The 21,695-nt window shown below is 41.8% G+C and carries 21 protein-coding genes; 18 read left to right on the top strand and 3 right to left on the bottom strand.

From position 1 onward, the window contains the following. The first annotated feature begins 3 nt into the window (after positions 1-3). On the top strand, positions 4-360 hold the full coding sequence (gene rsfS / locus GPS65_RS15905) for a ribosome silencing factor (RefSeq protein ID WP_003217467.1): 357 nt from the start codon (positions 4-6) through the stop codon (positions 358-360). Beyond that, a complete protein-coding gene (locus GPS65_RS15900; RefSeq protein ID WP_144481954.1) occupies positions 357-1,100 on the top strand; it encodes a class I SAM-dependent DNA methyltransferase in 744 nt (247 codons plus the stop codon). The genes rsfS and GPS65_RS15900 overlap by 4 nt, the downstream gene beginning before the upstream one ends. A 47-nt stretch (positions 1,101-1,147) precedes the next feature. Here GPS65_RS15900 and comER read toward each other — a convergent pair whose 3' ends face one another. Then, positions 1,148-1,996 carry a late competence protein ComER gene (comER, locus tag GPS65_RS15895; RefSeq protein ID WP_144481953.1) on the bottom strand — a complete coding sequence of 283 codons (849 nt, stop codon included), beginning with the start codon at positions 1,994-1,996 and terminating at the stop codon, positions 1,148-1,150. Positions 1,997-2,086: 90 nt separating this feature from the next. On the opposite strand from comER, the gene GPS65_RS15890 reads away from it, so the two are divergent. The 3 genes from GPS65_RS15890 to GPS65_RS15880 all read left to right on the top strand — a co-directional run bounded on the left by GPS65_RS15890 (position 2,087) and on the right by GPS65_RS15880 (position 5,671). Next, positions 2,087-2,716 carry a helix-hairpin-helix domain-containing protein gene (locus GPS65_RS15890; RefSeq protein ID WP_119125144.1) on the top strand — a complete coding sequence of 210 codons (630 nt, stop codon included), beginning with the start codon at positions 2,087-2,089 and terminating at the stop codon, positions 2,714-2,716. Positions 2,717-2,781: 65 nt separating this feature from the next. Continuing rightward, positions 2,782-3,351 carry a ComE operon protein 2 gene (locus GPS65_RS15885; protein WP_012010640.1) on the top strand — a complete coding sequence of 190 codons (570 nt, stop codon included), beginning with the start codon at positions 2,782-2,784 and terminating at the stop codon, positions 3,349-3,351. Further along, positions 3,344-5,671, top strand: a complete 2,328-nt coding sequence (locus GPS65_RS15880; protein ID WP_119125143.1) for a DNA internalization-related competence protein ComEC/Rec2 — start codon at positions 3,344-3,346, stop codon at positions 5,669-5,671. The genes GPS65_RS15885 and GPS65_RS15880 overlap by 8 nt, the downstream gene beginning before the upstream one ends. A 39-nt stretch (positions 5,672-5,710) precedes the next feature. On the opposite strand, the gene GPS65_RS15875 is transcribed toward GPS65_RS15880, so the two are convergent. Beyond that, the gene (locus GPS65_RS15875) at positions 5,711-5,845 is read right to left on the bottom strand and encodes a YqzM family protein (RefSeq protein ID WP_012010638.1); all 135 of its coding nucleotides are present in this window, start codon (positions 5,843-5,845) and stop codon (positions 5,711-5,713) included. Between the two features lie 236 nt (positions 5,846-6,081). On the opposite strand from GPS65_RS15875, the gene holA reads away from it, so the two are divergent. Beyond that, entirely contained in the window at positions 6,082-7,101 is a 1,020-nt protein-coding gene (holA, locus tag GPS65_RS15870) for a DNA polymerase III subunit delta (RefSeq protein WP_144481952.1), read from the top strand. Between the two features lie 134 nt (positions 7,102-7,235). Here the strand turns inward: holA and rpsT are convergent, their stop codons facing one another. Further along, positions 7,236-7,502 (bottom strand): 30S ribosomal protein S20, encoded by a 267-nt coding sequence (gene rpsT, locus GPS65_RS15865; RefSeq protein ID WP_003217506.1) that lies wholly within the window; start codon positions 7,500-7,502, stop codon positions 7,236-7,238. Between the two features lie 198 nt (positions 7,503-7,700). On the opposite strand from rpsT, the gene gpr reads away from it, so the two are divergent. The 12 genes from gpr to mtaB all read left to right on the top strand — a co-directional run bounded on the left by gpr (position 7,701) and on the right by mtaB (position 21,674). Beyond that, on the top strand, positions 7,701-8,816 hold the full coding sequence (gene gpr / locus GPS65_RS15860) for a GPR endopeptidase (RefSeq protein ID WP_012010636.1): 1,116 nt from the start codon (positions 7,701-7,703) through the stop codon (positions 8,814-8,816). Positions 8,817-8,882: 66 nt separating this feature from the next. Beyond that, a complete protein-coding gene (locus GPS65_RS15855) occupies positions 8,883-10,091 on the top strand; it encodes a stage II sporulation protein P (protein ID WP_012010635.1) in 1,209 nt (402 codons plus the stop codon). A 14-nt stretch (positions 10,092-10,105) separates the two neighbouring features. Beyond that, positions 10,106-10,438: a YqxA family protein gene (locus tag GPS65_RS15850; protein ID WP_044139432.1), complete on the top strand. Its 333-nt coding sequence runs from the start codon at positions 10,106-10,108 to the stop codon at positions 10,436-10,438. Between the two features lie 131 nt (positions 10,439-10,569). Next, positions 10,570-12,408 (top strand): translation elongation factor 4, encoded by a 1,839-nt coding sequence (gene lepA / locus GPS65_RS15845; RefSeq protein ID WP_012010633.1) that lies wholly within the window; start codon positions 10,570-10,572, stop codon positions 12,406-12,408. Between the two features lie 117 nt (positions 12,409-12,525). Beyond that, positions 12,526-13,665 carry a radical SAM family heme chaperone HemW gene (gene hemW / locus GPS65_RS15840; protein WP_012010632.1) on the top strand — a complete coding sequence of 380 codons (1,140 nt, stop codon included), beginning with the start codon at positions 12,526-12,528 and terminating at the stop codon, positions 13,663-13,665. Between the two features lie 81 nt (positions 13,666-13,746). Next, complete coding sequence (gene hrcA, locus GPS65_RS15835) at positions 13,747-14,778, top strand: heat-inducible transcriptional repressor HrcA (protein WP_012010631.1); 1,032 nt, start codon at positions 13,747-13,749, stop codon at positions 14,776-14,778. A 63-nt stretch (positions 14,779-14,841) separates the two neighbouring features. Then, on the top strand, positions 14,842-15,399 hold the full coding sequence (gene grpE / locus GPS65_RS15830) for a nucleotide exchange factor GrpE (protein WP_088000419.1): 558 nt from the start codon (positions 14,842-14,844) through the stop codon (positions 15,397-15,399). Positions 15,400-15,423: 24 nt separating this feature from the next. Continuing rightward, complete coding sequence (gene dnaK, locus GPS65_RS15825; protein WP_012010629.1) at positions 15,424-17,265, top strand: molecular chaperone DnaK; 1,842 nt, start codon at positions 15,424-15,426, stop codon at positions 17,263-17,265. A gap of 165 nt (positions 17,266-17,430) precedes the next feature. Beyond that, positions 17,431-18,564, top strand: a complete 1,134-nt coding sequence (gene dnaJ / locus GPS65_RS15820) for a molecular chaperone DnaJ (protein WP_119125137.1) — start codon at positions 17,431-17,433, stop codon at positions 18,562-18,564. 22 nt (positions 18,565-18,586) lie between these two features. Then, entirely contained in the window at positions 18,587-19,522 is a 936-nt protein-coding gene (prmA, locus tag GPS65_RS15815) for a 50S ribosomal protein L11 methyltransferase (RefSeq protein ID WP_012010627.1), read from the top strand. Between the two features lie 23 nt (positions 19,523-19,545). Beyond that, positions 19,546-20,316, top strand: a complete 771-nt coding sequence (locus tag GPS65_RS15810; protein ID WP_144481951.1) for a 16S rRNA (uracil(1498)-N(3))-methyltransferase — start codon at positions 19,546-19,548, stop codon at positions 20,314-20,316. Next, complete coding sequence (mtaB, locus tag GPS65_RS15805; RefSeq protein ID WP_041815749.1) at positions 20,316-21,674, top strand: tRNA (N(6)-L-threonylcarbamoyladenosine(37)-C(2))-methylthiotransferase MtaB; 1,359 nt, start codon at positions 20,316-20,318, stop codon at positions 21,672-21,674. Before GPS65_RS15810 ends, mtaB begins: the two co-directional genes overlap by 1 nt. Positions 21,675-21,695 lie beyond the last annotated feature (21 nt).

Genomic DNA, 21,695 nt, shown 5'->3' with positions numbered 1-21,695 from the left:
TGGATGGATTCATCATCAATTTTAAACGTCGCAGCAGGAGCATGCGATGATAAACGGGCTGAGGATATTATTGCCCTTAATATGCAAGGGATCTCACTTGTTGCCGATTATTTTCTCATTTGTCACGGGAACTCTGATAAACAAGTGCAGGCCATAGCAAGAGAAGTAAAACATCTTGCAGAGGAAAGTGGAATTGAAGTGAAGAAGATGGAGGGCTTTGATGAAGCAAGATGGGTATTGATTGATCTTGGTGATGTCATTGCTCACGTGTTCCACAAAGAAGAAAGAGGATACTATAACCTAGAGAAGCTATGGGGAGATGCGCCGAGAGAAACGCTTTCACTTGGCATTAACTCATGATTTATCAAGGGTTTGCAGGTGTGTATGACGAGCTCATGACACATGCACCTTATGATGAATGGGTTCAGTGGATCCAGCAGAATGTCAAACCGAATGCTGCTATTATTGATGTTGGCTGTGGAACTGGAGAGATTTCTCTTCGGTTAGCTGAAAAAGGTCACGCAGTCACAGGAATTGACCTCAGTGAAGAAATGCTGGCTTTCGCGCAGCAAAAAGCACAGGCGAAAAAGCAGTCCATTCAATTTTTACATCAAGATATGAGAGAGCTGACGGGTTTTGAGCAAGTCTTTCAAGCAGCGGTTATATGCTGTGATTCCTTGAATTACTTAAAAAACGAAAATGACGTCAAAAAAACCTTTAAAAACATGTTTCAGCTTTTAGAGGCAGATGGCGTTTTACTCTTTGATGTTCATACTCCTTATAAAATGGAAGAGATATTCCCAGGTTCGACTTATGCCGATCAAGATGAAGAGATCAGCTATATTTGGCAGAGTGATAAAGGGGATGACATGTATTCAGTCATTCACGATTTAAGCTTTTTTGTAAAGGACGGAGATGTGTATCAGCGTTATGATGAGACACATGAACAGCGTACATTTCCATTTGAGACCTATGCGGCGTTCCTTGCGTCCGCTGGCTTTGAACAAATAGCAGTGACCGCTGATTTTACAAATGAAGCGCCCGGGGAATTCGCCGAAAGATATTTCATTTCAGCTAAGAAACCAAAAACCATCGTTTAATGGACGATGGTTTTTTAAAACCCTTTTTTCGCTTGTTGCAGAGTGGATTAATTTCTGCGATCATCAGTAAACACACTTGGCGGGTATTGTTGCGCAACCGCTTCAAGATCTTCATCAAATTTTTCATGGGTGTTTTGAAAGAGGCGATGAAACATATCTTGAACACCTGCTTCAAGTGCTTTAATCCCTTCACCCGTGACGCCGCCTTTTACACAGACTTTGTCTTGCAGTGTCGGAAGAGTATACAGTCTTTTTTCAATTAAACGGCCAAGCCCTACTAGCATATCTTCTGATAAGGTGGTGGCTTCTTCTTTAGAAATATCTGTTTCTTCGACGGCTGCTTCAATCATTTCCTGAACGAGGAAGCTGATAAAGGCAGGACCGCAGCTGACGATATCTGACGCCGCTCTTGTAATCGAATGATGAATTTCAATAGGTGTTGAAATGCAGGAAGCTAATTGTCTTAACGCTGTTTTCGTCGTGACACTGCATGACGATCCGAATGTTAAAAGTGACGCACCTGATAAAGCGCGGTTCGTAATGCTTGGAATCAGCCTGGCTGTTTGACAAGAAACGATCTCCTGAAGCTGTTCAGGATGAACCGGGCTTGTAATGATGACAATGGTTTGTTGCTCTGTTAAAAGAGGGCTCAGCTCTTTTAAAAGGGGATAAATATCAAGCGGCTTGACACAAACAAAAATGAAATCCTTATTCATGACAGCTCCTGTAAGCTGTTTCGTAACTTCAAGCTCTGGGTGGTTCTTTTTTATATTGAACGCTTTTTCTATGGTCCGGTTTGTGATGGTGATGGATGAGGGATTGACTGCCTTTGATTCAATAAATGCCTCAGTAAGTATGGTACCCATGTTTCCTGTACCGATTATCCCGATATTCAAACGTTCTCCCTCCTTAGGCGCATAGGATCTGTTATCTTCTAAACAGTATGTTGTGCAATAGAAAAATATGATTGAAAGAAGCGTGAACACGTGAAGCGACTCATTCCATTGAGAAAATACAGTCTTTATATCGGTGCTGGGCTTATAAGCGCGATCATCATCACTTTCTTCCTTTTGGCAGGAAATAAGGGGAGCACCAGAGAGCCAAGTGTATTGAAGGGCGATCAAGACAAACATGTCACATTAGAAGACAAAACAGAAAAGCCCGATAATGACTCATCCTCCATTTTTGTGGAGGTCAAAGGAGCTGTGAAAAAGCCGGGTGTTTATACGTTTCAATCTGATGCACGTGTAGAAGAAGCGATTCGAAGAGCAGGAGGTTTTACTAGTAAAGCAGACACAATTGAAATTAATCAAGCAGCAAAATTAGAAGATAGTATGATGATTTATGTCCGGAAGCAGGGAGAAGCAGAGAGGCAGACGCAAACAGCAGGTGCAGACGCTCCATCAGGTAATGAAAAGAGTCAAAGTGTCAACGTGAACCAGGCTGATGCAGCAGAATTGCAAACCATTAATGGAATAGGGCCAGCTAAAGCAGAAGCCATCATTACGTACAGAGAGGAACACGGAGAATTTCAACAAATTGAAGATTTACGGAACATTTCAGGTTTTGGGGAGAAGACCATTGAACGGCTGAAAAATGAATTGACCGTTAAGTAGAATTGACGGTATAGAAGGAAGGCATGTACACTTAATACCAACCATCATTCTGGAGGGATCAGCTCGTGGAAAGAATTTCATGGAATCAATATTTTATGGCACAAAGCCATTTACTTGCTTTACGAAGCACCTGTGAGCGGTTAGCTGTTGGGGCGACCATCGTCAGAGACAAGCGTATCATTGCAGGGGGATATAATGGCTCAATTGCTGGTGATGTCCATTGTGCAGATGTGGGATGCTATGTCATTGATCATCACTGCGTTCGCACCATCCATGCGGAAATGAACGCTATTTTACAATGTGCCAAATTTGGTGCACCTACAGCCGATGCTGAAATATATGTCACGCATTTTCCTTGTTTGCAGTGCTGTAAAGCTATTATCCAAGCAGGCATTCGAACCGTATACTATGCAAAGGATTATAAAAATCACCCCTACGCCATTGATTTATTTGAGCAGGCAGGTGTTCAAACGGAACAAGTCGAACTCGATGAAATGATCATCGACTTGAAAAATCAAGAAAAATTAGCCTTTGTTGCAGATTTAATTGGTAAGCTAAGTGAATCAGGACTTAATGAAAAAGAAATTCGCGATATGCACGAGAAGGCGAACCAATTATTTACGTCCTATGTTTAATTATTTGCCGTTTGGGGCAATTTCAGCAGCTGTTGGAATTGCTCTAGCTGCATATCATCTTCATATGTATTTCCTTCTCTTTCTTCTCATTATCTTACTTCTCAGCCTACTAAAAAAAATCCCCAAACTCTTTCTCGTGGTCAGCCTATGTGGAGCTGTCTATACCCTTATTTTTATGGTTCATGAGTTTTTTGAAACAGATCAACCTGTTCAAGAAAAATTCTTTTCCGGCTCCGTTGTGATTGAAAGTATTCCGAAAACAGATGGCAATCGATTTTCAGCAACTGTGTCAACAGAAGATGAACGACTAGCGGCTTTCTATACCATTCAAACAGAGCGTGAAAAAGAGGCGCTAAAAGACGTAGAGCCAGGTATGAGCTGTCATATGACAGGTGAAGTTCGGCCGCCTAAACACGCAACCATTCCTAACGGGTTTCATTATGATCAATTTCTAAAATCAAAAGGCATTCACGCTATTTTCTTACCACAGTCAATCAAAGGCTGTACAAAAAATGAACGTCCTTCGTATTATCTTCAAAAGATGAGGCAAAAGGGTTTAAGATTCTTAGAAGATCATGTGCCGAAAAACTCTGTAGGGATTGTACAGGCTCTCATTTTTGGAGAGCGTGACTTAATTGATCCTGACACGCTAAGAGACTATCAAATGCTCGGCATTATTCATCTGTTAGCGATCTCAGGACTGCATGTGCAAACGCTTCTTGCTTGTTTATTTTGGTGTCTCCTTCGTGCCGGTGTGACAAGAGAGACAGCGCGTATTCTTCTAATGTGCTTTCTCCCTGTTTATGCTTGTTTGACAGGTGCTGCACCATCAGTTTTAAGAGCTTGCCTCATGGCAGGAATCTATTTAGTGATGACAAGTTTGCCAAAAGAAATGAAACAGCCTTCTGCTGTCGTATTAAGCGCAACGTTTTTATTCTTATTAGCGATTCATCCTCTATATCTATTTGATATCGGATTTCAGCTTTCATTCGTGGTAACGTTTTTTATTTTGTTATCAACCGGTATCTTATCAAAAGCGAAAAGTGCAGTGATGCAGTTGTTCTTGATCTCATTTGTTGCGCAGCTTGCTTCGCTCCCTGTTCTTTTATATCATTTTCAGCAATTTTCTTTACTGAGCATCCCATTGAATATGATATTTGTCCCTTTTTATACAACAGTTGTCCTGCCTCTGTCCTTACTCTTTTTTCTTTTGTCTATCATTTATCTTCCGCTTGGACAAATGTTGTTCCAACTGCTTGATTCGGTCATCCAGCTAGGTCATCAGTTGTCAGCACATATGGCAGTTTTTGATGGGTTCAATTTGATTTTTATGAAATCGACTTGGTGGCATATTCTTCTTGAAGTGAGCGCCATTGTTTTTCTGTTATTTATGGTGGAGTGCAATAGTTCCATGAAATCTTATATCGTGCCGATTCTGTTACTTATTGGTGTCTTGAGTGTGCACTATTTCACCCCGAATTTTCTTCAAAAAGGAGAGGTCACGATGCTGGATGTAGGACAAGGGGATAGTTTGTTTATTCAGCTCCCTTACCGAAAGGGACATCTACTTGTGGACACAGGTGGCAGACTTTCTTTTGATGATGAACCATGGAAAAAAAGGCGTAAAGTGTCTACGATCGGTGATCAAACGCTAATTCCGTTTTTGCATTCAAAAGGTATAGCGAAACTTGATGTGCTGATTCTCACGCATGCAGACCAAGACCACATGGGAGAAGCGATTCGTTTAATCAAGCGAAATAAAGTAAAGCGGCTGGCTATACCAAAAGGTTTTGCCCGAAATCCAGAGGATGAAAAACTGCTAAAAGAAGCAGCTGAAAAAGGGATCATGATTGATGAATTAGAAAGAGGAGACCAGCTCCAAGTTGGAGAGCACATATTTGAGGTTCTTCACCCTTCGCAAGACATGGTGACAAGTAAGAACAATGATTCACTTGTTCTATCATTTACTCTTGGCGGGAAACGGTTCCTATTCACTGGAGATCTTGAACATGAAGGAGAACGAGACATTATAGAAGCTTATCCTCACCTGCGAGCAGATGTCTTAAAGGTTGGGCATCATGGGAGCAAAGGGTCAACAAGTGATGAGTGGCTTCAGCATCTGAAGCCGTCGATCGCGCTCATTTCGGCTGGTGAACGGAATCGTTATCAGCATCCTCATCAGGACGTCTTGAAAAAACTAAAGGATCATCAAACGAAGGTATATCGCACAGACCGAGACGGGAGTGTGACCTTTGAATTTATTGAGCAGAAAGGAACGTTTTACACACATCCTCCATATGATATCTTACAAAATCAATAAAAAAACTGCCAAAAAGGCAGTCATGTAGCATTCATGAAGTTAAGATCCAACGAGGTGTATAATAGTTGCCAAAATAAACATTGAGGCGAAAAATCCGAATGTGACGATAAAACCAACGGCTGAGTCGGTCACATCATTCCGCTTGCTTTGAACATTTTTTTCAAATTCATTCATTTTCATCCCTCCTGGCTAATTTTAGTATACTTGAACTCATTTGGAATTGCTAGAAGGTAAAGTAACCGTTTTCCATTTTCATGATCATTTTATGAATATCGTCTGAAGTAAGCTGACCCGGGAGCTTGCACCAGACGTTTACTATAAATGAGGAGGCGGTACTTTCAGCTTCCTCTTTACTAATGTCTTCACACACTTTAGGATAGAGGAGGAAGTGAAAGAGAGGGATTCAATTTATGGTCTTTGAGGTTTGGAACAATTTAAAAAGAGGGGATATCCATCCCGTTTATTGCTTATATGGAAAAGAAACGTATTTACTGCAAGAAACAGCAGCTAAATTAAGACAAGCTGTAGTAGATGAGGAGACAAAGGATTTTAATTACTCCGTTTTTGATATGGAAGAGGTACCGCTTGAACAGGCTGTGACAGATGCAGAGACCTTTCCGTTCATGGGAGAAAGGCGTCTCGTTGTGATCAAGAACCCTTATTTTCTTACAGCGGAAAAGAAAAAGGAGAAGATCGAGCATGAGCTTTCTCTGTTAGAAGCTTATTTAGAAAAGCCGGCGCCTTATACCATTCTTGTCTTATTAGCACCATATGAAAAGCTGGATGAACGGAAGAAAATCACTAAATTGCTAAAAAAGAAAGCGGCTATGGTTGAGGCAAAAGAGTTAAACCCAAAAGAAACAACGGATTTCACCATTACACTGGTGAAAACAGAAGGAAAGTCGATTTTCTCTGAAGCGGCTGAGCAACTTGTCATGCTGTGTGGCGGAAGTCTATCTACGTTGTTTCAAGAGGTCAGGAAGCTGAGTACATATATCGGAGAGCGAGAAGAAATTGAATTAGCGGATGTCAATCAGCTCGTTGCAAGAAGTTTAGAGCAGAATATTTTTGAATTAATTAACCAAATTGTCAACAGACGCCGCTCTCAAGCCATGCAGATGTTTTATGACTTGCTGAAACAAAATGAGGAACCCATTAAAATATTGGCACTCATATCTACTCAATTTCGTTTGATTTTGCAGACGAAGTATTTCGCTCAGCAAGGATATGGACAAAAACAAATTGCTTCAAATCTAAAAGTCCACCCATTCCGCGTTAAACTTGCTATGGATCAGGCAAGGTTGTTTTCAGAAGAAGAGCTCAAGCAGATTGTCAAAGAGCTATCAACGATCGATTATGAAATGAAAACCGGTAAAAAGGACAAGCAGCTATTGCTAGAATTGTTTCTGCTTCGCCTATTAGGCGCTTGAACATAAAAAAACGACCTTCTAAAAAGAAGGTCATTTTTGTTTAGATGTATAATTGCCAGTCTGTCCTAATGGCTGGGCCGGTCAGGACGGACGTACAGTTAAACAATTGCCTCATTACTGAGGCGTTGCAAGCATTATGCAGAAAGTCCGTTTACTTGTTTAGCAAGTCTTGACTTGTAACGTGCAGCTGCGTTTTTGTGTACAAGACCAGTTTTAACGGCTTTGTCAATGCGTTTTGCAGCAGAAGAAAGAGCAGCTTTTGCTTGCTCAGCATCGTTGTTAGCTACAGAAACTTCAACTTGTTTAATCGCAGTACGCATCGCAGACTTGATTGTCACGTTGTGTGCACGGCGTTCGTTATTCGTTTTTGTACGTTTGATCGCTGATTTAATATTTGGCATGTGTTTCACCTCCTAAGATACAACCTAAACACAATTGTCTTAAGGTTAAATCTTCACAATAGAACAAGTTGTATTCTATCAAACACACCTTTAGATTGCAATATAAATGTAAAGTATTTTTCATTGATGAAGCGCTCGAATGTTTCTTTCAAGAGATGGAAAGACTACTGTTAATTACTTGGTGGAAGGAGTCTTTTTATGGAGAAACAGAAACTTGATTTAAGTGCTTATCAAATTCGGACAGACTTAGCTGTTGAGACAAAAGAGATACTAGAACAAGAGAACGATCCGAATGTCATTACAAAGGATGGAATTCAAGGGATTGTCGAAAAGGAAAAAGAGGAGCACGGCATTCGTATACGCACGGTGGAGATCACGAAAGAAGGGGAGGCGCTGACCAGCAAAAAGGCAGGAACATACTTAACACTTGAGGCTCAGGGTATTCGGGAGAAAGATTCTGAGATGCAGGAAAAAGTGGTCGAAGTTTTTGCCCATCATTTTGCTCAGTTTTTAAAAGATCGAGGCATTCAGACTGATGCAAGCTGTCTTGTAGTAGGGCTAGGAAACTGGAATGTCACGCCAGATGCGCTAGGTCCACTCACAGTTGAAAGTCTGCTTGTGACCCGGCATCTTTTTGAATTGCAGCCGGAAAATGTACAGGAAGGCTACCGCCCAGTGTCCTCTTTATCACCGGGAGTGATGGGACTGACCGGCATTGAAACTAGCGACATAATTCAAGGTGTCATCGAGAGATCCAAACCCGATTTTGTCATTGCAATCGATGCCCTTGCTGCTCGTGCAGTAGAAAGAGTGAATACGACGATTCAAATCTCTGACACAGGGATCCATCCTGGTTCAGGTGTAGGGAATAAACGAAAAGAATTAAGCAAAGAAACGTTGGGTATTCCAGTGATTGCGATTGGTGTTCCGACAGTCGTAGATGCAGTCACCATTGCAAGTGACACAATTGATTATGTCTTAAAGCATTTTGGTAGAGAACTGAAAGATGACCGGCCATCCCGCTCTCTTGTGCCGGCAGGTTTGACGTTTGGGAAGAAAAAAGTGCTAAACGAAGAAGATTTACCAGATGAGGAAACGCGTCAATCATTCTTAGGTATCGTAGGAACTCTTCCAGAAGAAGAGAAACGACAGCTGATTCATGAAGTGCTTGCGCCACTAGGGCAAAACCTCATGGTCACACCTAAGGAAGTGGATACATTCATTGATGATATGGCAAACGTGCTCGCCAATGGTTTAAACACAGCGCTTCATCAAAAAATCTCTCAAGATAACATGGGTTCTTATAATCATTAATCAGTTCTACTTTCTCTAGCTCGCTCATAGTGTAATTACTAGAAAGCGTGCTGGAGGGAGTAAATGATGAAAAAAAGACCCCGCCGTCCTCGACAGTTGGTCGTTGCGATTAATGGAACAAAAGTAGTCAAAAGTATTTTCTTATTTATAGCTTCGCTTGTTGTAGTGTTTGTGATGTCAGGGGCGTTGACATCTTTAAAGCCGGAGCTAAGACCACAAGCCTCTCTATATGGTGTAGCAGATGAGCTTTCCGGGGCGTTTTTCGCCACATTAATGGGCATGGAAAACCAATATTTTGCCTCAGCCGTCCCGAAAGATCAAAAGGGGTTTCATTTCTCTGGACTGTCACTGAAGCTTGCGACTAGTATCAATTTAGAAGACCCGCGTAGTTTTCTAGGGAGAGAACTCCCAGGCTTTGAACATTTTGATACAAAAATTATCTTAGCGGGTGAAGGAACAGATTATACCAACATGCCAATGGAATCGCCGCCGCCAAGTGAAGTCATCCAAGATGAAAAAGAAGCAAACTTGGCAGAACTGGACAAGCTCGACAAAGATGTGCCGAAAAAGCCTGCGAAAGAGCCGGACCGGTCGACAGGAAAACGAAAAGCTGTGTACATTTACCACACACATAATACGGAATCATATTTACCATTTTTAAAAGGAGAAACGAATCCAAACAATGCACGGCACTCTAAAGTGAATGTCACCCTTGTCGGCGACATGTTCGGAAAGGCGCTTGATCAGCAAGGTATCGGGAATACGGTCGACAAAACAGAAGTTGAAAAACGGCTTCTGCAAAAAGGGTTAAAGTATCCCCAGTCTTATAATGAATCAAGACTGGTCGTAAAAGAAGCCTTAGCGAAAAATGATGACCTCGAATATTTAATCGATATCCACCGTGATTCGAGAAGAAAGAAGGACACTACTGCCGAGATCAAAGGGAAAAAATATGCGAGAATTGCGTTTGTTGTGGGAAAGAAGAATCAAAGCTATGAGAAAAACCTCAAGCTTGCAACGGAGTTTCACCATTTGATGGAGAAAAAATATAAAGGACTCAGTGTCGGTGTGTTTGCCAAAGGCGAAATTGGTGATAATGGAATTTATAATCAAGATTTATCCGACAAAGCCCTTCTTTTAGAATTTGGCGGAGTGGATAATAATATGGAAGAATTGAAAAATGCATCCAATGCAGCAGCTGATGTCTTCAGCGACATTTTCTGGGATGCGGAAAAAGTAAACGGCAAATCAAAGGATGAGAAAAAACGCTCTTAAGGTGGTGACGGTGCATGGGATCATTTATTGGAAAGACCATTATTTTAGGACTAGTCTTGCTATTTGGCGTCTTTTTAGGAATGCAGCAAGCGAATAATGGCATGCTGCAAATGAAGGGTTACCATGACCCGCAATTAAAAGGCGCTTTCTCCATCCAAATGAACGACGAAGAAGAACGAGAAGCCTCTATTTTAGGAACAGCTGTTACAGAAAAGGATCTTGCCGAAAAACAAAAGCAACTTGAGGAAATAGAGAGCTTTAATGCCTTCTCCAAGGCAGGTAAGGCGTTGTCTGATGGCATGACACATGCAGCTCGTTCTCTTTACGATTGGGTAAATGGGAAATAAACAAATCAACATCGTATGACTAAAGCCGCTAATCAATGAGCGGCTTTTCTTGATTTCGATTGAATCTTTACAGCCCTATTGATATAATCTAACCTAGCGCAACCCGCGTTTTATAGTAGGAGTGATAGATTGTGACAGATAAAGAAAAACGATTAGAACGGCAATCAAGAATTCGAAATTTCTCCATTATCGCCCATATTGACCACGGGAAATCAACATTGGCCGACCGTATTTTAGAAAAAACAGCGGCGATTACACAGCGAGAAATGAAAGAACAATTACTTGATTCCATGGACTTAGAGCGTGAACGCGGCATAACGATTAAATTAAACTCTGTCCAGCTGAAATATAAGGCGAAGGATGGAGAAGAATATATTATGCACCTGATTGATACACCAGGGCATGTCGACTTCACCTATGAGGTTTCTCGAAGCCTTGCTGCCTGTGAAGGTGCAATTCTCGTAGTAGATGCAGCACAAGGAATTGAAGCACAGACACTTGCAAACGTTTATTTAGCTCTTGATAATAACTTAGAAATTCTTCCGATTATCAATAAAATCGATCTGCCAAGTGCAGAGCCTGAGCGTGTAAGAGGAGAAATCGAAGATGTCATCGGGTTGGATGCGTCTGAAGCTGTTCTCACCTCGGCTAAGGCGGGTATTGGGATCGAAGATATTTTAGAACAAATCGTCGAAAAGGTACCAGCACCTGCTGGAGACCCAGAAGCACCGCTTCAAGCTCTTATATTTGATTCTCTTTACGATGCGTATCGCGGCGTTATTGCGTACATACGAATTGTGGAAGGAACCGTCAAACCAGGTCAGAAAATCAAAATGATGGCGACGGGGAAAGAATTTGAAGTACTTGAAGTCGGCGTATTCACACCAAAAGCCATGCCGACAGACGAACTCACTGTTGGAGATGTTGGCTACTTAACAGCAGCAATTAAAAATGTCGGCGATACACGTGTGGGGGATACGATCACAAGTGCGGTGAACCCAGCACAAGAAGCACTGCCAGGATACAGAAAGCTGAATCCGATGGTTTACTGCGGTCTTTATCCGATTGACACAGCGAAATATAACGACTTACGTGAAGCGCTAGAAAAGCTTGAATTAAATGATTCTTCACTTCAATATGAGGCAGAGACATCCCAAGCACTTGGCTTTGGTTTCCGCTGCGGGTTCCTTGGAATGCTTCATATGGAAATCATCCAAGAACGGATTGAACGTGAATTTAAAATTGATCTTATTACGACAGCGCCAAGTGTTATTTACGATGTGTATATGACAGATGGAGAAAAAATCGTCGTAGATAACCCGTCCAATTTGCCTGATCCGCAAAAGATTGAACGAATTGAAGAACCATACGTGAAAGCAACAATGATGGTGCCGAATGATTATGTAGGCTCTGTCATGGAGCTTTGCCAAGGAAAGCGCGGACATTTCATTGATATGCAGTATCTTGATGCGAACCGCGTGAGCATTGTTTATGAAATTCCTTTGGCTGAGATCGTATACGAATTCTTTGATCAATTAAAGTCCAACACAAAAGGCTATGCGTCCTTTGATTATGAGCTGATTGGCTACCGTCCATCGACGCTAGTGAAAATGGACATCATGCTGAATGGCGAAAAAATAGATGCCCTTTCCTTTATTGTTCACCGCGATTACGCCTATGAACGAGGCAAAATCATCGTAGATAAGCTAAAAGAACTCATTCCACGCCAGCACTTTGAAGTACCAATTCAAGCGGCGATTGGACAAAAAATCGTGGCTCGCTCTACCATTAAAGCGATGCGTAAAAACGTACTTGCTAAATGTTATGGCGGAGACATTTCCCGAAAAAGAAAGCTTCTTGAGAAGCAAAAAGAAGGGAAAAAGCGCATGAAACAAGTGGGCTCTGTTGAAGTCCCGCAAGAAGCATTTATGGCTGTGCTGAAGATGGACGACAGCACACCGAAAAAATAACATCCTCCTCAAGGCAACCTGCTTTACAATGTCAGCCTTGGCGTTTATAGTCGAAAACAAACAAAGGTGCCGCAGCGATAAACTGCGGCTCTTTACCTGTAAAGAAGGTGTCATCAAATGAAAGCAGCATACATTCACATTCCATTTTGTGAGCACATTTGCCACTATTGTGATTTCAATAAATTTTTCATTAAAACGCAGCCAGTCGATGAATACTTAGCGGCTCTTGAAAAAGAGATGCAGCACACGATTGAGCAAAAGGGTGAGCAAGAACTAAAGACGATCTTTATTGGCGGGGGGACTCCAACATCATTGACCGTCAGCCAGCTAGATCAGCTCATGAACAGCATCCACCGTGTGTTAAAACCGTCAAAAAACCTGGTTGAATTTGCAGTGGAAGCAAACCCAGATGAATTATCACTCGAGAAGTTGCATGTGTTAAAAGAAGCCGGTGTCAATCGGTTAAGCTTTGGCGTCCAAACCTTTGAAGATGATCTACTCAAAAAAATCGGACGAGTTCATCAAAAGAAAGATGTTCTCACGTCTTTCGAGCGAGCAAGAGATGTCGGATTTGACAACATTAGCCTTGACCTCATGTTTGGCTTGCCGCACCAAGAAAAGCATCATGTCATGAATTCACTTGAGACAGCTTTCTCATTAGGAGCAGAGCATTATTCTGTCTACTCACTGATTGTGGAGCCGAAAACGGTGTTTTACAACTTAATGCAAAAAGGAAAACTACATTTACCACCGCAAGAACGTGAGGCTGAAATGTATGAGCTTGTGATGGATGAAATGGAGCGCCACGGATTACATCAATACGAGATCAGCAATTACGCCAAACCTGGATTTGAAAGCCAGCATAACCTGACCTATTGGAGCAATGAAGACTATTTCGGTTTTGGTGCAGGGGCACACGGGTATGTAGATGGCATCCGAAATGTGAACGCAGGACCAGTAAAGCATTACTTGGAACTGATTGAGCAAACTGGGTTCCCGCATAAAGAAACTCATCAAGTCACAAAAGCAGAACAGATAGAAGAAGAAATGTTTTTAGGCCTTCGAAAAATTGAAGGGGTGAAAAGTGCCGGCTTCCAAGCCAAATATGGTGCTTCACCAGAGGCTCTTTTTCCCTCGGTTCTTGAAGAATTAGAAGAAAAAGGTCTCATTGTAAAAGATGATATTGGCATTCGTTTAACAAGAAAAGGAAAATTGTTAGGAAATGAAGTATTTCAAGCGTTTCTCGGTGAGTTATAATTGACATTTTAATTTGAGTTTGGTAATTTTGTTTATACAATTAGCACTCGTTGAAAGAGAGTGCTAACAGGGGTGATGATGATGTTAACAAATCGTCAGCTTTTGATTCTGCAAGTCATCATTAATGACTTTATTCGTTCGGCGCAGCCAGTTGGGTCAAGGACTCTTTCCAAAAAAGAGGACATCACATTCAGCTCTGCGACGATTAGAAACGAAATGGCTGATTTGGAGGAACTTGGTTTTATCGAAAAGACCCATTCTTCATCAGGAAGAATTCCTTCAGAAAAAGGATATCGTTATTATGTAGATCATTTGCTCTCTCCGCGAAAACTGTCGTCTAACGAGCTTGTGCTCATCCAGTCGGCTTTTCAGGAGAAAATTTTTGAGCTTGAAAAAACAGTTCAAAAATCGGCGGAAATTTTATCAGATCTCACAAACTATACATCGATCGTGCTTGGTCCAAAGCTGAGTGAAAATCGATTAAAGCAAATTCAGCTTGTCCCCGTTCAGCCAAACAAAGCAGTCGCGATCATGATTACAGACAGCGGACATGTTGAAAACAAAACCATTACCTTCTCTGAGCATCTCGATGTCTCCGATATTGAGAAGCTGATGAATATTTTGAATAGCCGCTTAGCTGGCGTTCCGATGGACCAGTTGAAGGACAGGATGTATAAAGAAGTGGTCATGCTTTTGCGCACACATTTAAAAGATTATGATCACATTTTAGATGCGCTCGGCAACACATTTACATCAACACAAAATGAATCAAAACTTTTCTTTGGCGGGAAGATTAATATGTTGAATCAGCCTGAATTTCATGACATCGACCGTATTCGCTCACTCATGATGCTGATTGAGCAAAAGAATGATGTCATGCAGCTGTTTCATCCAAATCAGCAAGGCATCACCATTAAAATCGGTTCAGAAAACAACTTGGAAGCAATGGAGAACTGCAGTTTGATCACAGCGACTTATTCGATTGATCAAAAATCACTCGGCTCCATTGCCGTCATCGGACCAACCCGCATGGATTACGGGCGAGTCGTTAGTCTTTTGCATCATGTATCAAAAGACTTGTCAAACGCACTTTCCAATTTGTATGATGAGTAGGGTGATAAAAGATAGGGGCACAGCCCCTTCGTATTCTTGAATCTTTTGAGGGAGGTGAACACAATGTCAGAAGAAAAACAGACACCTGAGCAAGCAGCAGAGGTTGAAGCACAAGAAGAAGCAGTTCAAGCAGAAACTGAGGAAGTAAAGCACGATGAACAGTCTGCCTTCCAAGAGAAGATTGATGAATTGCAGCAGCTTCTAGATGAAAAAGAAAACAAAATTCTGCGTGTTCAAGCAGATTTTGAAAACTATAAACGCCGTGCTCGAACTGAAGTGGAGACCGTGCAAAAATATCGTTCTCAACATGTTGTCAGTGATCTTCTCCCAGCTCTTGACAACTTTGAAAGAGCGCTTGGAATTGATCCAGACAATGAGCAGGCGAAAAGTTTATTAGAAGGAATGCAAATGGTTTACCGCCAGCTGGTAGAAGCGTTGAAAAATGAAGGCGTTGAACCAATTGAAGCTGTCGGCAAAGAGTTCGATCCAAACCTTCATCAAGCCGTCATGCAAGTTGAAGATGAAAACTTCGATTCAAATATCGTCGTAGAAGAATTGCAAAAGGGCTATAAACTCAAAGACCGAGTTATTCGTCCATCAATGGTAAAAGTAAATCAATAACTACATAATGGGAGGTCATCGATTATGAGTAAAATCATTGGGATTGACTTAGGAACAACAAACTCATGTGTTGCAGTACTTGAAGGCGGAGAGCCAAAAGTCATTGCAAACGCTGAAGGAGCACGTACAACACCATCTGTTGTCGCTTTTAAAAATGGAGAGCGCCAAGTTGGTGAAGTAGCGAAACGCCAATCAATTACAAACCCGAACACAATCATGTCTGTTAAAAGACATATGGGTACAGATTATAAAGTAGAAGTTGAAGGCAAGAACTACACGCCGCAGGAAATCTCTGCAATCATTCTTCAACATCTTAAATCATACGCTGAAGGCTACCTTGGCGAAGAAGTAACAAAAGCTGTTATCACAGTTCCTGCTTACTTCAACGATGCAGAACGTCAAGCAACAAAAGATGCTGGTAAAATTGCTGGTCTTGAAGTAGAACGTATCATCAACGAACCAACAGCAGCTGCGCTTGCTTATGGTTTAGATAAAACAGATGAAGATCAAACAATCCTTGTATATGACCTTGGTGGCGGTACATTTGACGTATCAGTCCTTGAGCTTGGAGACGGCGTCTTTGAAGTACGCTCAACTGCTGGGGACAACCGTCTAGGTGGAGACGATTTTGACCAAGTGATCATTGATCACCTAGTGGCTGAATTCAAAAAAGAAAATGGCATTGACCTTTCAAAAGATAAAATGGCGCTTCAGCGTTTAAAAGATGCTGCTGAAAAAGCGAAAAAAGATCTTTCTGGTGTATCTTCTACACAAATCTCATTGCCATTTATCACAGCTGGAGATGCAGGTCCTCTTCATCTTGAATTAACGCTAACGCGTGCTAAATTCGAAGAGCTTTCTGCAGACCTTGTAGAGCGTACAATGACACCTGTACGTCAATCATTAAAAGATGCTGGTTTATCTGCTAGTGAGATTGATAAAGTCATCCTTGTTGGTGGATCAACTCGTATTCCTGCAGTACAAGAAGCAATTAAAAAAGAAACAGGCAAAGAGCCTCATAAAGGTGTAAACCCTGATGAAGTGGTTGCTCTTGGTGCGGCGATCCAAGGTGGAGTCATCACAGGAGATGTCAAAGACGTTGTTCTTCTTGACGTAACACCACTTTCTTTAGGAATTGAAACAATGGGCGGCGTATTCACAAAGCTGATTGAACGTAATACAACAATTCCAACAAGTAAATCTCAAGTATTCTCAACAGCTGCTGACAACCAAACAGCGGTAGACATCCATGTCCTGCAAGGTGAACGCCCAATGGCAGCAGACAACAAAACATTAGGTCGTTTCCAATTGACTGACATTCCGCCAGCACCACGCGGCGTACCACAAATCGAAGTATCTTTTGATATCGATAAAAACGGTATTGTCAACGTACGTGCGAAAGATATGGGTACAGGCAAAGAGCAAAACATCACAATCAAATCTTCTTCAGGTCTTTCTGATGATGAGATCGAAAAAATGGTTAAAGAAGCAGAAGAAAATGCTGAAGCAGATGCGAAGAAAAAAGAAGAAATCGAAGTGCGCAATGAAGCAGATCAATTAGTTTTTACAACTGAAAAAACATTAAAAGATCTAGAAGGCAAAATCGATGAAGAGCAAGTGAAAAAAGCAAACGACGCGAAAGATGCCCTAAAAGCTGCGATCGAAAAAGGCGAGCTTGAAGACATCAAAGCGAAAAAAGATGAGCTGCAAACAATCGTTCAAGAACTAACGACAAAGCTCTATGAAGAAGCTGCAAAACAAGCACAAGCTCAGCAAGAAGGCGGCGCTGAAGGTGCTCAAAAAGCAGATGACAATGTAGTGGATGCAGAATACGAAGAAGTAAACGACGATCAAGAGAAAAAATAATCACCTTTACTTTTGAAAAAGACTGCTGAAACGTACTCGTCAGAAAGTCAAAGTCAGGATCTCTTGGCTTTGACTTTTTTTCTTTCCAACGATGAAAGCAATTGAAAAAGGTCAAATCAAAATGATACAATCGTATTTATGTGAGAAAATCGGGAGTGTGAAGAGATGAGTAAGCGTGATTACTATGAAGTGCTTGGCGTGAGTAAGAGCGCCTCAAAAGACGAGATCAAAAAGGCATACCGCAAGCTTTCAAAAAAGTATCACCCTGATATTAATAAAGAAGCTGGCTCAGATGAGAAATTCAAAGAAGTAAAAGAAGCATATGAAATCCTTTCTGACGATCAAAAACGTTCGCAGTATGACCAGTTCGGTCATACCGATCCAAACCAAGGCTTTGGTGGCGGCGGTTTTGGCGGAGGTGGAGACTTTGGCGGCTTCGGTGGCTTTGATGACATCTTCTCTAGTATTTTTGGCGGTGGAGCCAGAAGAAGAGATCCAAATGCACCACGTCAAGGAGCAGACTTGCAATATACAATGACGCTTTCATTTGAAGAAGCAGCATTTGGGAAAGAAGCAACGATTGAAATACCTCGCGAGGAATCATGTGAAACATGCCATGGATCAGGGGCAAAGCCTGGGACAGATGCGAAGACATGTTCACATTGCGGCGGCTCCGGTCAATTAAATGTTGAGCAATCAACTCCGTTTGGTAAAGTGGTCAACCGCAGAGTATGTAACTACTGTAGCGGAACAGGAAAACAAATCGATCACAAATGTTCTACATGTGGCGGCTCTGGTAAGGTGCGTAAGCGTAAGAAAATCAATGTGACGATCCCAGCTGGTGTTGACGATGGTCAGCAGCTCAGAGTGTCTGGTCAAGGGGAGCCAGGTGTAAATGGAGGGCCTCCAGGCGATTTATTTGTTGTGTTCCATGTGCGCTCGCATGAATTCTTTGAGCGTGACGGAGATGACATTTACTGCGAAATGCCGTTAACCTTTGCACAAGCTGCATTAGGTGACGAAATTGAAGTGCCGACATTACACGGTAAAGTAAAATTGAAAGTCCCTGCTGGCACACAAACTGGCACGAAATTTAGACTTAAAGGAAAAGGTGTGAAAAATGTACGCGGCTATGGTCAAGGCGATCAGCATATCGTTGTACGAGTCGTCACACCAACAAATTTAACGGACAATCAAAAAGATATCATTAGAAAATTTGCTGAAGTGAGCGGAAATAAACCGGACGAACAAGAAATGAGCTTCTTCGATAAGGTAAAACGCGCATTTAAAGGCGAGTAAGACGGATAAGGAGTTGGTAGTATTGAAGTGGTCAGAAATTAGCGTCCATACAACAAATGAAGCGGTGGAACCAATCACCAATATTTTGCATGAAGCAGGTGCGAGTGGTGTCGTGATTGAGGACCCGCTTGATTTAGTCAAGGAACGTGAAAATGTATACGGTGAGATCTACCAGCTCGATCCGAATGACTATCCTGAAGAAGGGGTCATCGTCAAAGCCTATCTTCCAATGAATAGCTTTTTAATGGAAACGGTAGATGAGATCAAAGAAGCCATCAACAATCTTCTTCTATACGATATTGATCTTGGGCGAAATACGCTGTCCATTTGTGAAGTAAATGAAGAAGAATGGGCCACCGCATGGAAGAAATACTATCATCCTGTGAAAATCTCTGAAAAATTCACCATCGTTCCAACGTGGGAAGAATATACGCCGGTTCATTCTGATGAACTGATTATTGAAATGGATCCAGGAATGGCATTTGGAACAGGGACACACCCAACAACGGTTCTTTGTATTCAGGCGCTTGAGCGCTATGTGAAGGAAAACGATACGGTAATTGATGTTGGAACAGGCTCTGGGATTTTAAGTGTGGCAGCAGCGATGGTTGGTGCAAAGGACATTCAAGCCTTTGATCTCGACACCGTTGCGGTTGAAAGTGCGAAGCAAAACATCGAGCTAAATGGTGTAAGTGAACAAGTAACGGTCAAGCAAAATAACTTACTTGATGGGATTTCAGGTGAACATGATGTGATCGTCGCCAACATTCTCGCAGAAGTGATTTTGCGCTTTACAGATCAAGCCTATGACTTATTGAAGAAAGATGGCTATTTCATTACTTCAGGCATCATTGGACAAAAGAAATTACAAGTCAAAACAGCATTAGAAGAAGCAGGTTTTGACATTGTTGAAGTGCTATCAATGGAAGATTGGGTCAGCATTATAGCGAAAAAATAAAGCGAGTAGGTGTCAGGACACGTATGCAACGATATTTTATCGACCTCACGAAAGAAGAAGTGATCGCAAAGGGAGCTATCGTCATCAAAGGTGAAGATGTACATCACCTTTCCAACGTCATGCGCATGAAAGCAGGGCAGGAAATCCTTTGTTTAACGACAGACGGCTTTGAAGCGCTCAGTAAAATTGATACAATAACAAAGGAAGAAGTCCTTTGTCACCTTGAAGGCTGGACAAATCAGGACAGAGAACTTCCTGTAAGGGTCACAATTGCGAGTGGTCTCCCAAAAGGAGATAAACTTGAGCTGATTATCCAAAAAGGCACAGAGCTTGGCGCAAGTGCATTTATCCCTTTTCAAGCGGCTCGTTCTATTACAAAGCTTGACCAAAAGAAGTCACATAAAAAACGAGATCGCTGGGAGAAAATTGCGAAAGAAGCAGCTGAGCAGTCCTACCGGAATATCATTCCTCATGTTTATCCAGTATCAACGTTTAAAGAGCTGACTCAATTAGCTAGTGAATTCGATAAATGTGTCGTTGCATACGAAGAATCATCGAAAGAAGGAGAGCAAAGCCGCTTTCAAACTGTGCTCCAACAAATGAAAGGCGGACAAACCTTGCTAGTTGTTTTGGGTCCTGAAGGCGGTTTGGCAGAAAAGGAGATTGAAGCGCTTGAAACGCTTGGTGCAGTCATTTGCGGGCTCGGACCACGCATTTTAAGAACAGAAACAGCTCCTCTTTACGCGCTTTCTGCTATATCTTATCAAACAGAGTTATTAAGAGGTGAATCATGATGGGAACAGTAGCGTTCCATACACTTGGCTGTAAGGTCAATCACTATGAAACAGAAGCGATCTGGCAGCTGTTTAAAGAAGCAGGCTATGAAAGAAAAGAGTACGAATCAAAAGCAGACGTATATGTCATTAACACATGTACGGTCACGAATACAGGCGATAAAAAAAGCCGCCAAGTCATTAGAAGAGCCATTCGTCATAACCCGGATGGTGTCATTTGTGTAACAGGCTGTTATGCGCAAACATCTCCAGCAGAAATCATGGCGATTCCTGGTGTTGATATTGTCGTGGGAACACAAGACAGACATAAATTACTCGGTTACATTGAAGAATTTCGCAGAGAAAGACAGCCGATTAATGGGGTTGGCAATATCATGAAAGCACGTGTGTTTGAAGAACTCGATGTTCCTGCCTTTACAGACAGAACACGTGCGTCATTGAAAATCCAAGAAGGCTGTAACAACTTCTGTACATTCTGCATTATTCCTTGGGCGCGCGGACTTCTTCGTTCTCGAGATCCAGAAGAGGTCATCAACCAAGCGCAGCAGCTTGTAGATGCCGGCTATAAAGAAATTGTATTAACAGGTATTCACACAGGCGGATACGGTGAAGACTTAAAGGATTATAACTTTGCAAAGCTTCTGAAAGAATTAGATGAACGTGTCAACGGTTTAAAACGAATTCGTATTTCATCTATCGAAGCAAGCCAAATTACAGATGAAGTGATCGAAGTGCTTGATCAGTCAGATAAAATTGTTAGACATCTGCACATCCCGCTTCAATCTGGCTCTAACACAGTGCTGAAAAGAATGCGCCGTAAATATACGATGGAATTCTTTGCAGAGCGTTTAACAAAGCTGAAAAAAGCATTGCCAGGTCTTGCTGTCACTTCTGATGTGATTGTTGGGTTCCCTGGAGAAACAGAAGAAGAATTTTTGGAAACATACAATTTTGTCAAAGACCATCAATTCTCTGAACTGCACGTATTCCCTTACAGTAAACGTACAGGTACGCCAGCTGCAAGAATGGAAGATCAAGTGGATGAAAATGTGAAAAACGAACGTGTCCACCGCTTGATCGCTCTTTCTGACCAGCTTGCGAAAGAATATGCTTCAGCTTATGAAGGGGATGTCCTAGAGATTATTCCAGAAGAATCCTTCAAAGAACAAGAAGGAAAGCACAATCTTTATGTGGGCTATACAGATAACTATATGAAGGTTGTTTTTGAAGGAACAGAGGACATGATCGGTCGTTTGGTCAAAGTGAAAATCACGAAGGCGGGTTATCCTTATAACGAAGGACAATTCGTTCGTATAAGCGATGAAGTACAAACAGACAAAGTGAGAATGACCTCATAATCAATAAAACACCGGCTGCCC

The sequence above is a fragment of the Bacillus pumilus genome (assembly GCF_009937765.1).
GTDB lineage: Bacteria > Bacillota > Bacilli > Bacillales > Bacillaceae > Bacillus > Bacillus pumilus_O.
Note: the sequence above shows the minus strand (reverse complement) of the source record. Positions and strands in the feature narration are given on the sequence as shown.